Genomic DNA, 12,597 nt, shown 5'->3' with positions numbered 1-12,597 from the left:
GGCAAGCCGTTAAACTTCAAAACATGGACCAGACGCAACAAACGCCCCGACCGCGTGGGCGCGGCATCTATCTGCTGCCGAACCTGTTCACCACCGGCGGCCTGTTCGCCGGCTTCTACGCGATCATCGCCGCCACCCAGGGCCGTTTCGACGACGCCTGCATCGCGGTGTTCATCGCCGCGATCCTGGACGGCGTCGACGGCCGCGTCGCGCGCCTGACCAATACCCAGAGCGAGTTCGGCATGCAGTACGACTCGCTGGCCGACCTGATCAGCTTCGGCCTGGCGCCGGCGCTGGTGACCTACCACTGGGCGCTGTCGTCGATGAAGTTCGACGGCCCGGTGCCGGGCAAGATCGGCTGGATCGCCGCGTTCCTGTACGCGGCCTGCGCGGCGCTGCGCCTGGCCCGCTTCAACTCGCAGGTCGGCCAGGTCGACAAGCGCTGGTTCATCGGTCTGGCCAGTCCGGCCGCGGCCGGCGTCGTGGCGAGCTTCGTATGGACCTTCCACGACCTGGGTTACACCGGTGAGCAGCTGCGTTATGCGGCGCTGGCGGTGACGGTGGCGGCGGCCCTTCTGATGGTCAGCCGCCTGCGCTACTTCAGCTTCAAGGGCGGCGGTCCGCGCCACGACCGCGTGCCGTTCCTGGCGATCGTGATCGTGCTGGCGGTGCTGGTCGCGATCGCGATCGACCCGCCCAGCGTGCTGCTGACGATCGGAGCGCTGTACGCGTTGTCCGGACCGGTCTATGCCGTCTGGCGCCGCCTGCGGCCGAGCCCGGCCAACGGGAGCGTGGCGTGAGCACGCCCTGGAGCGCCGAACAGGCCCAGTGGCTGCAGGCCATGGGGCACCAGGTCTGGACGCTGGCCGGTCACGGAGCCGAAGCCGCGCCGCAGTCCGGCGCGATCGCGGAGGCGGCAGCCCTGCTGGACAAGGCCGCACCTGCCCGTCCGCAGCCGGTTCGCGAGCCGGTCGCGGCGCGCACCGTTGTGCCCGCGGCAGACCGGCTGGTGCAGGCGATCCTGCGCGCCGCCAATCGAACGGCCGGCGACGAAGCAGTCAGCGCGCTGCTGCAGGAAGCGCCCGCGCTACGTGGCAACGCCGCTGCCAAGCGCGCGCTGTGGCCGCGACTGCGCCGTCTGCGCCGTCCGCAGGAGGGTCCGTGAGCGCGCTCGCCGCCGACTCGCGCGCGCTGGCGCAGCCGACGTCGCTGCGTCCCATGCGCGACGACGATCTCGATGCCGTGCACGCGGTCGAGGTGCGTTCCTACGAGTTTCCGTGGACCGTCGGCATCTTCCGCGACTGCCTGCGCGCCGACTATCCGGCGTGGGTGCTGATGCAGGACGACCGGGTCATCGGCTACTTCCTGATGAGCATCGCCGCCGGCGAGGCGCACGTGCTCAACGTCTGCGTCGATCCGGCGCAGCAGGGCCGGGGCCATGGCCGCCACCTGCTGCGCGCGCTGATGCATATTGCCCGTGGCCGCCAGGCCGAGCGGGTATTCCTCGAAGTCCGCCCGTCCAACCTGGGGGCGATCAGGCTCTACGACTCCGAAGGCTTCAATGAGATCGGCCGGCGTCCCCGCTACTATCCGGCACGGGACGGCCGCGAGGATGCGCTGGTGATGGCGATCGAGTTGCTGCCGCCGGAGTAGGGGTTCCGCACAAACACCAGGGGAGCAGGATGCGACGCAGTCAGGGGATGATGGTGTTGTCGTGCGCGATCGCGGTGCTGGCCGCGCTGGTTCCGGCGGGTCGTGCCGTTGGCGCCGAGGGTGGCGAAGCGGTGCCGCTGCTGTGGGAATCGCCGGGTTGCGATCACGACAAGCTCGGCACGGTCGAGATCGAGGCCGGAGAGCGCGTCAGCGAGCAGACGCGCGACCTCATGGTGCCGCTGGTCGACTACGGCCGCGCGATGAAGAGGCTGTCGGAAGCGGCGCAGCAGCGCGGCGGCAATGCCGTCGTGCTGCGCTGGCACCAGGGCGTGTACTTCACGCGCAACGGCAAGCAGAGCCGCAAACCTGTCTACGTGAAACTGCGCGGCGCGGCGATCCGCTTGCCCGCGCCGGAACAATGCAGGCTGCAGCTGGTCGATGCGGACGAACTTGAAGCGAGGTCGCTCGGCGGCAAGCCAGTGAACGTGTCTTCGGGCGATGCGTATGCCGGAGAGTGATCGGCGGTCCGATCGCCCACCGGCCCGCCGTTCGTCCTGAGCGCAGACGCCGAAGTCGAGAGGTGAGCGGGCCGGGTATCCAGGCCCACTTCAACCTGTCGGGACTCAGCCCAGCTTCGCGCGCTGCGTCGCCAGCGCTTCGCGCTGCAGGTTCCAGTCGGCCAGGCGCTTGCGCTCCTGCTCGACTACCGCCGATGGCGCGTTGGCGACAAACGTCTCGCTGGCCAGCTTGTTGTGGCACTTGGCGATCTCGCCGTCGACGCGCTTGAGCTCCTTGTCCAGGCGCGAGCGTTCGGCACCGAGGTCCACCAGGCCTTCCAGCGGCACCAGCAGTTTCAGTTCGCCCACCACTGCGGTCGCCGCAGCAGGTGCGTCGCCGGTGTTGTCGAGCACGCGGATCGCGTCGAGCTTGGTCAGGAAGCGCAGCTGCGAGTCGAAGCGTGCGGCGCGATCGCGATCGGCCGCGCTGGCATCGGCCAGCAGCAGCGGCACGGTCTTCGACGGCGCGACGTTGAGCTCGCTGCGGATCTTGCGCAACGCGGTCACCATCGCCTTGAGCCACTCGACGTCGGCTTCGGCGGCGGCGTGATCCTGTCCGGCGAAATCGCCGGACTCGGGATACGGGCGCACCATCAGCGTGGCTTCGGCGAGGTTCAGGCGCGGCGCGACGGCCAGCCACAGCTCTTCGGTGACGAACGGGATCAGTGGGTGCAGCAGCGACAGCAGGCGCTCCAGCACGTACAGCAGCGTGTGGCGCGTGCTGTCGGCCGCCGCGGTGTCGTCGCCATTGAGTGCCGGCTTGGCCAGCTCGACGAACCAGTCGCAGAAGTCGTTCCAGGCGAACTCGTACAGCGACTGCGCGAGCAGGTCGAAGCGGTACGACGCGAAATGCTGTGCGGCTTCCGTGGTCGCCTTGGACAGTTGCGCGAGGATCCAGCGCTCGGCATCCGTCTTCGGCTGCGGCACGCCGGCGAAGCTCGCGCCCTCGGTGTTCATCAGCACGAAGCGCGTGGCGTTCCACAACTTGTTGCAGAAGTTCTTGTAGCCCTCGGCGCGGCCGAGGTCGAACTTGATGTCGCGGCCGTGCGTCGCCAGCGCGGCGATCGTGAAGCGCAACGCATCGGCGCCGAACGCCGGGATGCCGTTCGGGAATTCCTTGCGGGTGGCCTTCTCGATCTTCTCGGCCATCTTCGGCTGCATCAGGCCGATGGTGCGCTTGGCCAACAGGTCGTCCAGCGAGATGCCGTCGATCAGGTCGAGCGGGTCGAGGATGTTGCCCTTCGACTTGGACATCTTCTGGCCGTCCTTGTCGCGGACGAGGCCGGTGATGTACACGTCGTTGAACGGCACGCGGCCGGTGAAGTGGTCGGTCGCCATGATCATGCGCGCGACCCAGAAGAAGATGATGTCGAAACCAGTGACGAGCACGCTCGACGGCACGTAGCGGTCGAAGCCACGCTGCGCCATCGCCTGCTCGTTCGGCCAGCCCATCGTGCTGAACGGCCACAGCTGCGAGGAGAACCAGGTCTCCAGCACGTCGCTGTCCTGAGACAGCGCGACGTCGCCGCTGAGCGAATGCTGCGCGCGCACTTCGGCTTCACTGCGGCCGACGTAGATGTGGCCATCGTCGTCGTACCACGCCGGAATGCGGTGGCCCCACCAGAGCTGGCGGCTGATGCACCAGTCCTGGATGTTCTCCATCCAGTGACGGTAGGTGTTGATCCAGTTCGCGGGGACGAGCTTCACGTCACCGCTTTCGACGAGTTCCAGGCCACGCTTGGCCAGGCCATCCATCTTCACGAACCACTGGTCGGTCAGGTACGGCTCGATCACCTGGCCGGTGCGGTCGCCGCGCGGCACCTGCAGCTTGTGCGGCTTGGCCTCGACCAGGCGGCTTTCGGCCTCCAGGTCGGCGAGCACGACCTTGCGTGCTTCGTAGCGGTCGAGGCCGCGATACTTCTCCGGCGCGTTGTCGTTGACCGCCGCTTCCGGCGTGAAGATGTTGATCATCTCCAGCCCGTGGCGCTGGCCGACGGCGTAGTCGTTGAAGTCGTGCGCCGGGGTCACCTTGACCACGCCGGTGCCGAACTCGCGGTCGACATAGTCGTCGGCGATGATCGGAATCTGGCGGTTGCTCAGCGGCAGCGTCACGGTCTTGCCGATCAGGTGGGTGTAGCGCTCATCCTGCGGATGCACCATCACCGCGACGTCGCCGAGCATCGTTTCCGGACGCGTGGTGGCGACGACGAGCTCGCCGCTGCCGTCGGTCAGCGGGTAACTGATCGACCACAGCGAGCCTTCTTCCTCTTCGTTGACCACTTCCAGGTCGGAGATCGCGGTCTTCAGCACCGGGTCCCAGTTGACCAGGCGCTGGCCGCGATAGATCAGCCCCTGCTCGTGCAGCCGCACGAACGCCTCGACCACCGCTTCGGCCGCCATCGGGTCCATCGTGAACACGCTGCGCGTCCAGTCGCCGGACGTGCCCAGGCGGCGCATCTGCCGCTCGATCGTGTCGCCGGACTGCTGCTTCCACTCCCACACCTTGGCGATGAAACCGTCGCGGCCCAGGTCGTCGCGGGTGACGCCTTCGCGGCCAAGGTTGCGCGCCACCACCATCTCGGTGGCGATGCCGGCATGGTCGGTGCCCATCTGCCACAGCGTGTCGTAACCGCGCATGCGGTGGTAGCGGATCAGCGCGTCCTGCAGCGTGTGCTGGAACGCGTGGCCCATGTGCAGCGTGCCGGTGACGTTCGGCGGCGGCAGCAGGATGGTGTAGGGCTGGCCCTCGCCGCGCGGCTTGAATACGCCGCTGCGCTCCCATTCCTCATAGAGGCGGGCTTCGAACTGCTTGGGGTCGTAGCTGGAGGCGAGGGTGTGGGTCATGGGGGGTCTGGTTGTTTTTTGCTCCCTCTCCCGTCTGCGGGAGAGGGCTGGGGTGAGGGGCGCGGCCTGGCGCCCTCATCCGCCCTTCGGGCACCTTCTCCCGTAAGCGGGAGAAGGGATGGAATCACATGTCGTACTTCTTGAGCTCGAGCCCGCGTGCCTGGTACTGCTTCCAGCGCTCGCGCAGCGGGCCGCGCGCGGAGTCGTCGGCCGGTACCACTTCCAGCACGCGGTCGAAGCTGCCGGTGACGGCTGCATCGCGCAGGTTGATCACCAGCGCACGCATCGGCGTGTCGACGTCGGGCGGGGCGATCAGCACCGGCGTCAGTTCATCTTCTTCGTCGCCGGCGACCTGGTGCGGGATGTAGGCGTCCTCGTCGAACGCCCACAGCAGTTCGTCGAGCTGCTCGGCCTGTTCGGCGTCGCGCGTCAGTACCAGCGTCCACAGGTTTGCATCGTGGGCCTTGCGCGCGAGTTCGCACACGAGCAGCAGCGGTTCCTCGCGGAACCGCTCCTTCTGGATCAGGTAGAAGTCGGCGCGTGGCACGCCGTTACGCCGCCCGGTCCAGCAGCCACTGGCTCAGCAGGCCGACCGGACGGCCGGTCGCCATGCCGCGCTTGCCTTCGTCGCTGGCGCTGCCGGCGATGTCCAGGTGCGCCCAGCGCTGGCCTTCGGTGAAGCGCGCCAGGAAGCAGCCGGCGGTGATCGCGCCGGCCCAGCGGCCGCCGATGTTGTAGACGTCGGCGAAGCTGGATTCCAGCAGCGTCTGGTACTCGTCCCACAGCGGCAGGCGCCAGGCGCGGTCGAACACGTTCTCGCCTGCGTCGATCAGTTCGGCGGCGAGGTCGTCGTGCTTGCTCATCAGGCCGGTGGCGAACTTGCCCAGCGCGATCATGCACGCGCCGGTCAGCGTGGCGACGTTGACCAGCGCCTGCGGCTCGAAGCGCTGCGCGTAGGTCAGCGCGTCGCACAGGATCAGGCGGCCCTCGGCGTCGGTGTTGCCGACCTCGATGGTCTTGCCGGACATGCTGGTGAGCACGTCTGACGGGCGGTAGGCGTCGGCGTCGGGCATGTTCTCCACGGCCGGGACGACCACCACCAGATTGATTGGCAGCTGCATGCCGACGGTGGCGACGAAGGTGCCCATGACGGTGGCGCCACCGCACATGTCGTACTTCATCTCCTCGATACCGCCCTGCGTCTTGAGGTTGATGCCGCCGGTGTCGAAGGTGATGCCCTTGCCGACCAGCACGTAGGGCTTGGCATCGCCGCCGTTGCTGTACTTCAGCACGATGAGCTTGGGCGGGTTGGCCGAGCCGCGGCCGACCGCGAGCAGCGAGCCCATGCCCAGTTCGGTCATCTGCGCCACGTCGAGCACCTCGCACGAGGTGGTCGGGAAGCGGCCAGCGAACTCCTGCGCCTGCTGCGCCATGTAGGCCGGATTGCAGATGTTCGGCGGCAGGTTGCCGAGCTCGCGCGAGAACTGCACGCCGGCGGCGATGGCTTGGCCCTGCGCGAGTGCGAGCTTGTCGTCGCCAAGGATCGACAGCTTGCGCAGGCCCGGATCGTCCTTCTTGCGGGCGGCGGCGCCGAGCGTGGCGGTGTAGCGGTAGCAGGCGTGGTCGGCGGCGATCACGGCCTGGCGGATCACCCAGGCGGTATCGCGGCCAGCGACCGGCACTTCCGACAGCGTGAACAAGGCGTTCGCGATCGGGCCCGACTTGAGCGTGCGGGCGGCGTCGCCGACGGCCTTGAGGTACTGCGGCACGCCGAACTTGGCGGCATCGCCCAGGCCGATCACCAGCACGCGCGGGGCGGCGATGCCGGTCAGGTCATGCAGCAGGGCCGTCTTGCCGGTCTTGCCGCTGACGTCGCCGCGCTCCAGCAGGGCGGACAGGCGGCCACCGCTGGCCTCGTCGAGGGCACGGGCGGCCGGAGTCAGGCTGTTGTCGGCAAAAGCGCCGACGACGATGCAATCGGTTTGCGCGGCGGCAGGAGCGTCGCGGTTCAGGTCGAATTCGAGGGCCATCCAACAGATTCCCGGCAATAAAAAGAAAGAGTTCCGTACAATCGAGTGGCTGAGCGGGGGCGCAACACCCCTGGCCGCGGCTGGCGCAGCCGTCTCACGCCCTCGGGACGAACCCCCGAGTTTAATGCAACCCCGCCCGGAAGCCGAAGCCTGATGCCCAAGCTGGACCGCTATCTGCTGAGCGAACTCGCCCAGTCCGTCTTCGCGACCCTGGTGGTACTGCTGATCGTCTGCCTGGGCGGCGTGTTCGTCGACGTCCTGACCGACATCACCCGCGGGCGCGTCCCGGCCGGGCTGATGCTGGTCCAGTTCGGACTCGTGCTGCTGCAGTGGCTGCCCCGAATCCTCCCGCTGGCGCTGATGCTGGGCCTGATGCTGGGCATCGGCCGCCTGTACCGCGATTCGGAGATGCCGGTCCTGTCCTCGATCGGCGTCGGTCCGCGGCGCATGTTCAAGCCGCTCATGATGATCGTGCTGCCGCTGGTGGCGGTGGTGGCCGCCTGCTCGCTGTGGCTGGCCCCCTGGGCCGAGCGCCTGTCCAAACAGATGATCAACGAGGCCAACCGCAACCTGCTGATCGCTGGCCTGGAGCCGGGCCGCTTCACCGAGCTGCCCGCCGGGGCGGGTCAGGGCGGCGTGATCTATATCGGCAGCATGTCCAATGACGGCAGCCGCTTCAGCCGCGTGTTCGTCTACCGGCAGACCGAGGACCGCCGCGTGGTCACCACGTCCGACGACGGCCAGCTGACGGTGGACGCCAACGGCGACCGTTACCTGTCCCTCAGCAAGGGCTTCGAGGTGGAGGGTCCGCGCGCGGCCGGCCTCGACTATCGATTGCTGCGCTATGCCCGCAACGACGTGCTGCTGCCGGCGGTCGCGAAGAAGTACGACCCGGATTCGCCGGAGCTGATGCCGACGACGAGCCTGTTCGGCGATCCCCGTCGCGAGGCCAATGCCCAGTTGCATTACCGCCTGGCGCCGCCGCTGCTGGCGTTCTCGTTCGCGCTCATGGCGGTGCCGCTGGCGCGCAGTTCGCCGCGCGAGGCCCGCTACGGCCGCATGCTGATGGGCTTTCTGGCCTACCTGGTGGGCATGAACCTGGTGATGGCCGGCCAGGGCTGGCTGGAGACCGGCAAGATCGCGCCGATGCTCGGCCTGTGGTGGGTCGTGTTGCCGGCAGCGGCGATCGCGCTGTGGCTGTATTTCACTGACGGCCGCCTGCGCCGCGCACGGAGCCGGTGATGAGGCTGTTGCCCAAGATTCATGACCTCTATGTCGGCAAGACCGTGCTCGGCACGGTGCTGCTGACCTGGACGGTGCTGCTCGGCCTCGATCTGATGCTCGGGTTCTTCACCGAGTTCAGCGACGTCGGCGAAGGCAACTACGGCATGTTGCAGGCGCTCACGGTCATGGCGCTGTCGGTGCCGCGCCGCGCCTACACGCTGTTCCCGCACGCCGCCGTGATCGGTTCGCTGATGGCGCTGGGCCAGCTCGCTGCCAGTTCCGAGCTGACCGCGTTGCGCGCGCTCGGCCTGTCGCGCCGCCGCCTCAGCCTCAGCGTCGCCGCCGCACTCGCGTTGCTGACCGGCCTGATGGTGATCAATGGCGAGACGCTGGGCCCGGCCGGGCAGCGACGTGCCGACATGCTGAAGGCGTCGGCCAAGTCGAAGAACATGATCGTCGCCCAGTATTCGGGCCTGTGGGCGCGCGAGGGCAACGTGATCCTCAACGCCAACGGTGGCGAGGAGCGTGTGAAAGACGGCGACCGCTGGCTGGAACTGCGCGATGTCTTCCTCTACGAGTTCACCGACAACGGCCGCCTCAAGTCCACCGCCACCGTCGCCCTGGCGGAGCACCGGCCGGGCGGCTGGCTGCTGCGCAATGTCACGCGCATCCATTTCGCCGACGCCGCGGTGCGCCAGACGCATGTCGCGGAGGAGCGCTGGAACTCCAAGCTCGATGCGGTTGCCTTGACAGCCGGCGCGGAAAAGCCGCGCTACCTGACCGCCGCGCAGTTGCATGACGCGACCAACTACCGCCTGCGCAACCGGCTGGATGCCAGCGAACTCCAGGAGCACTACTGGGGGCGCTGGTTCTATCCGATCAACGCGCTGGCCCTGTGTCTGGCGGCGATCCCGTTCGCGTTCGGCACTCTGCGCAGCGGCAGCCTGGGCAAACGATTGTTCATCGGCATCGTCTTCGCGCTCGGCTTCTGGCTGCTGCAGACGCAGTTCGTTCGCCTGGCCGGTGTGTTCAAGTTCGACTACCGCGTCGCGTACGCGCTGCCGACACTGATCATGCTCGCGGTGTCCGCGGTGTTGTTCAAACGGCGCTCGGGCTGAGCGCCGGCACGCTGCGAGGGACAGAAACGCCGCTGCAATGAGCGCGCCGCAGCGCGTGGGGATCTACTCGTTATCGCGCTTGCGCTTGGGCATGCGAATCATGCGGGTGCCGCTGGCCCGGTCGTGCCGCGCCGCGAGGAAGTGAAGCGCCGCTGCAGTGACCGCGCCGCAGCGCGCGAGGATCTAGCCGTCGCCGCGCTTGCGCTTCGGTTCGCGGATCATCCGCGTGCCGCTGGCCCGGTCGTGCCAGGTCAACCGCTCCCGGTCCACCCACGCCCACCAGAATCCCATCCCGGCGAGCAGCAGGGAGAAGGTGCCGACGGCGTAACGCACCAGCAGCGCCTTCATGGCGGGCTTTCCGTTGTCGTCCGCCGCGACCACGCGCAGGCGCCAGGGGCGCATGCCGAGCGTCTGTCCACCGCGCCGCCAGCTCAACAACGCGTAGGCGCCGGTGACGAGCCAGCACGACAGCCAGATCAGCCACGACAGCAGCGAGAACGGGCGGATGTTCTCGTGCGGATCGTGATGGCCGAGATAGGTGAAGCCGAGCGTGAAGGGCACCGAGATCAGCATCCACATCGCCAACACCGGCAGGAAGTCGTAAAGCATCGCCAGCAGGCGCCAGCCGATCAGGGCGGCGGGGCGGGGAGGCGTGGGGGCGGCTGCGGAATCGGTCATCGCATCAGGATATCCGCTCGCGCTCTTGCGGGCCTGCACCGGCAACGGGAATCATGCGGTCATGACCTCGCGAACCCCTTCCGACCGGCGCGTGCTCGCCATGGCGCTGCCGCCTTTGCCTCCGTCGGACGCGAGCACCGTCAACGCCTTCCTCGATGCGATCTGGGCCGAGAACGGACTGGCGCAACTGTCGCTCGACAGCTACCGGCGCGACCTCGAACTGCTGGCGCGTTGGGTGAGCCAGCGCGCTTGCGAGCCATCGGCTCGCGCGCTGGCGAACGCAGCGGAACCGCGCGGAGCCCTCCTCGGCACGGATCGCGCCGGCCTGTTCGACTACCTGGCGTGGCGCGCGAAGCACGGCTACTCGCCGCGCAGCAATGCGCGGCTGCTGTCGGCGCTGCGTGCGTTCTATGGCTGGTGCCTGCGGCGTGGAATGCGCAGCGACGATCCGACGGCGCTGCTGGATCCGCCGAAGCTGCCGCGCTCGCTGCCCAAGGCGCTGGCGGAGAGCCAGATCGAGGCATTGCTGGCCGCGCCGGATGTCGCGACGCCACTTGGCCTGCGCGACCGCGCGATGCTCGAGTTGATGTATGCCGCCGGCCTTCGCGTCAGCGAGCTGGTCAACCTGCCCGCGACCGCGGTCAACCTCCGCCAGGGTGTGTTGCGGGTCATGGGCAAGGGCAGCAAGGAACGCCTGGTGCCGCTGGGCGAGGAAGCGCAGCACTGGCTCGAGCGCTACCTGGCCACGGCGCGGCCCGCGCTGGCCGGCAAGCGCGCACTGGCACCGCTATTCCTGTCCGCCAGCGGCGAGGCGCCGACGCGACAGCAGTTCTGGCAACTGGTGAAGCGCTACGCCGCGGTCGCCGGTGTTGATCCGGACAAGATCAGCCCGCACGGCCTGCGCCACAGCTTCGCCACGCACCTGCTCAACCACGGCGCCGACCTGCGAGCGCTGCAGATGCTGCTCGGCCACAGCTCCCTGTCGACCACGCAGATCTACACGCTCGTTGCGCGGGAGCAACTCAAGCAGCTCCACGCGAAACACCATCCGAGGGGGTGAGGCAGGCCGCTTGCGCGGCACTGCCGCGCGGCCTGCCGAACGCCCGGCCATGGATGGCCGGGCCGGACCATCCGAAGCCTAGGTGCCTCGCCCCGGAAGGCAGCCTTCTCTCATCGAAGATCTTCATGCGCGCCATTGGCGCGCGCGGCCGCGAACGCCCGGCCATGGATGGCCGGGCCGGACCATCCGAAGCCGGTATGTCCCGCCATGGATGGCAACCGTGTTTATTCGAAGACGAATATGCGCGGCACTGCCGCGCGGCCCTGCCGAACGCCCGGCCATGGGATGGCCGGGCCGGATGATCCGAAGAAGATGCACCGCGCGATCTGTCAGACGGAGCAGCGCAGCCCCTATTCACTCTCGTCCCGCCATCGGGGCATCGTCCGCAACCTCATTCCCCGCATCAGCGCAACAAAGACCGGGACCGGCGGCACTGGCCGGTTCAGGCCGGCATGCCACAATTCCGGGAACCTCCCCCCATGAGTGCGGTCCCATCGGGACTGCCCGCCAGGAAGATTTCATGAAGCGCATTCTTTTCGCCGTCGTCGGCGCGATCAGCCTCTCCGCCTGCGCGCAGGCGCCGGATTCGGCGAAGGCACCGGGAGCGATGGCCAGCAGCGCCGGCGGCACGATGGCCGCGAAGGCTCCCGCTGCCGCGGCGGCGCCGAAGGCCGGTACTCCGGAGGCCCGGGCGCTGGATGCGATCGGCAAGCTCAACGCACGGGTCAAGCCTGACAAGGTCGGGCCCGCGCCGATGCCTGGATTCCAGGAGGCGATCGTGGGCGGGCAGGTGGTCTATGTCAGCAACGACGGCCGTTACCTGTTCCTGCCGGGCTCCGGCGGCGCGTTGTACGACGTCGATGCGCGCAAGAACCTCAGTGAGACCGCGCTCGCGTCCATGCGCAAGGACCTGCTGAAGACCATTCCTGTCAGCGAGCGCATCGTGTTCGCGCCGGCCAATCCGAAGTACACCGTCACCGTCTTCACCGACGTGGAATGCGGCTACTGCCGCAAGTTCCACAGTGAGATCGCCGAGTACAACCGCCAGGGCATCGCGGTGCAGTACCTCGCGTTCCCGCGCATGGGCCTGGGCAGCGACGACTACAAGAAGATGGTCTCGGTCTGGTGCGCACCGGACCGCCGCAAGGCGCTGACCGACGCCAAGAACGATCACCAGATCCAGCCGCGCTCGTGCAAGACCAGCGTCAACCAGCAGTACGACGTCGGCCAGCGCGCCGGCCTCACCGGCACGCCGATGATCCTGGCCGCCGACGGCACCCAGCTCGGCGGCTACATCCCGCCGGCGGCGTTGCGTGCCACCCTCGACAAGCTGGCTGCCGATTCGGCCAAGACCGCCTCGGCGGGCCCGGGCGGCGCGGCCGGCGGCCTCTGATCCACCCCCTGCGGCCGGGGCGACCATCGCCCCGACCCGC

The 12,597-nt window shown here is 68.3% G+C and carries 12 protein-coding genes; 8 read left to right on the top strand and 4 right to left on the bottom strand.

The annotated features are described in order from the left end of the window. The first annotated feature begins 23 nt into the window (after positions 1–23). Genes pssA through IU514_RS18095 form a run of 4 tightly spaced genes read left to right on the top strand, consistent with a single transcriptional unit; the run spans position 24 to position 2,171 of the window. Positions 24–800, top strand: coding sequence for a CDP-diacylglycerol--serine O-phosphatidyltransferase (gene pssA, locus IU514_RS18110; protein ID WP_194932544.1), 777 nt, complete (start codon positions 24–26; stop codon positions 798–800). After that, positions 797–1,165, top strand: a complete 369-nt coding sequence (locus tag IU514_RS18105; protein WP_194932543.1) for an alanine acetyltransferase — start codon at positions 797–799, stop codon at positions 1,163–1,165. The genes pssA and IU514_RS18105 overlap by 4 nt, the downstream gene beginning before the upstream one ends. Beyond that, positions 1,162–1,653 carry a ribosomal protein S18-alanine N-acetyltransferase gene (gene rimI / locus IU514_RS18100; RefSeq protein ID WP_386760666.1) on the top strand — a complete coding sequence of 164 codons (492 nt, stop codon included), beginning with the start codon at positions 1,162–1,164 and terminating at the stop codon, positions 1,651–1,653. Before IU514_RS18105 ends, rimI begins: the two co-directional genes overlap by 4 nt. A 29-nt stretch (positions 1,654–1,682) precedes the next feature. Continuing rightward, complete coding sequence (locus tag IU514_RS18095) at positions 1,683–2,171, top strand: hypothetical protein (RefSeq protein ID WP_194932542.1); 489 nt, start codon at positions 1,683–1,685, stop codon at positions 2,169–2,171. Positions 2,172–2,276: 105 nt separating this feature from the next. Here the strand turns inward: IU514_RS18095 and IU514_RS18090 are convergent, their stop codons facing one another. The 3 genes from IU514_RS18090 to IU514_RS18080 all read right to left on the bottom strand — a co-directional run bounded on the left by IU514_RS18090 (position 2,277) and on the right by IU514_RS18080 (position 7,084). Further along, on the bottom strand, positions 2,277–5,054 hold the full coding sequence (locus IU514_RS18090) for a valine--tRNA ligase (protein ID WP_194932541.1): 2,778 nt from the start codon (positions 5,052–5,054) through the stop codon (positions 2,277–2,279). Between the two features lie 124 nt (positions 5,055–5,178). Continuing rightward, the gene (locus IU514_RS18085; protein WP_194932540.1) at positions 5,179–5,601 is read right to left on the bottom strand and encodes a DNA polymerase III subunit chi; all 423 of its coding nucleotides are present in this window, start codon (positions 5,599–5,601) and stop codon (positions 5,179–5,181) included. Positions 5,602–5,605: 4 nt separating this feature from the next. Beyond that, the gene (locus tag IU514_RS18080; protein WP_194932539.1) at positions 5,606–7,084 is read right to left on the bottom strand and encodes a leucyl aminopeptidase; all 1,479 of its coding nucleotides are present in this window, start codon (positions 7,082–7,084) and stop codon (positions 5,606–5,608) included. Positions 7,085–7,237: 153 nt separating this feature from the next. On the opposite strand from IU514_RS18080, the gene lptF reads away from it, so the two are divergent. Both lptF and lptG read left to right on the top strand, forming a co-directional pair. After that, positions 7,238–8,326: an LPS export ABC transporter permease LptF gene (lptF, locus tag IU514_RS18075; RefSeq protein ID WP_194932538.1), complete on the top strand. Its 1,089-nt coding sequence runs from the start codon at positions 7,238–7,240 to the stop codon at positions 8,324–8,326. Further along, the gene (lptG, locus tag IU514_RS18070) at positions 8,326–9,426 is read left to right on the top strand and encodes an LPS export ABC transporter permease LptG (protein WP_194932537.1); all 1,101 of its coding nucleotides are present in this window, start codon (positions 8,326–8,328) and stop codon (positions 9,424–9,426) included. The genes lptF and lptG overlap by 1 nt, the downstream gene beginning before the upstream one ends. Before the next feature lie 183 nt (positions 9,427–9,609). Here lptG and IU514_RS18065 read toward each other — a convergent pair whose 3' ends face one another. Further along, positions 9,610–10,104: an RDD family protein gene (locus IU514_RS18065; RefSeq protein WP_194932536.1), complete on the bottom strand. Its 495-nt coding sequence runs from the start codon at positions 10,102–10,104 to the stop codon at positions 9,610–9,612. Between the two features lie 61 nt (positions 10,105–10,165). On the opposite strand from IU514_RS18065, the gene xerD reads away from it, so the two are divergent. Next, positions 10,166–11,164, top strand: coding sequence for a site-specific tyrosine recombinase XerD (gene xerD, locus IU514_RS18060; protein ID WP_194932535.1), 999 nt, complete (start codon positions 10,166–10,168; stop codon positions 11,162–11,164). 520 nt (positions 11,165–11,684) lie between these two features. After that, complete coding sequence (locus IU514_RS18055; protein ID WP_194932534.1) at positions 11,685–12,557, top strand: DsbC family protein; 873 nt, start codon at positions 11,685–11,687, stop codon at positions 12,555–12,557. Positions 12,558–12,597 lie beyond the last annotated feature (40 nt).

This window comes from Lysobacter niastensis, assembly GCF_015453285.1.
Classification (GTDB): Bacteria; Pseudomonadota; Gammaproteobacteria; order Xanthomonadales; family Xanthomonadaceae; genus Lysobacter_J; species Lysobacter_J niastensis.
The sequence above is the reverse complement of the archived record's forward strand: the minus strand, read 5'-3'. Positions and strand labels throughout refer to the sequence as shown.

Bases quoted from the DNA above. Each gene is read 5' to 3' on its own strand.
- pssA (WP_194932544.1), top strand. From the start codon at position 24: ATGGACCAGACGCAACAAACGCCCCGACCGCGTGGGCGCGGCATCTAT.
- IU514_RS18095 (WP_194932542.1), top strand. From the start codon at position 1,683: ATGCGACGCAGTCAGGGGATGATGGTGTTGTCGTGCGCGATCGCGGTG.
- IU514_RS18090 (WP_194932541.1), bottom strand. From the start codon at position 5,054: ATGACCCACACCCTCGCCTCCAGCTACGACCCCAAGCAGTTCGAAGCC.
- IU514_RS18080 (WP_194932539.1), bottom strand. From the start codon at position 7,084: ATGGCCCTCGAATTCGACCTGAACCGCGACGCTCCTGCCGCCGCGCAA.
- lptF (WP_194932538.1), top strand. From the start codon at position 7,238: ATGCCCAAGCTGGACCGCTATCTGCTGAGCGAACTCGCCCAGTCCGTC.
- lptG (WP_194932537.1), top strand. From the start codon at position 8,326: ATGAGGCTGTTGCCCAAGATTCATGACCTCTATGTCGGCAAGACCGTG.
- IU514_RS18065 (WP_194932536.1), bottom strand. From the start codon at position 10,104: ATGACCGATTCCGCAGCCGCCCCCACGCCTCCCCGCCCCGCCGCCCTG.
- xerD (WP_194932535.1), top strand. From the start codon at position 10,166: ATGACCTCGCGAACCCCTTCCGACCGGCGCGTGCTCGCCATGGCGCTG.
- IU514_RS18055 (WP_194932534.1), top strand. From the start codon at position 11,685: ATGAAGCGCATTCTTTTCGCCGTCGTCGGCGCGATCAGCCTCTCCGCC.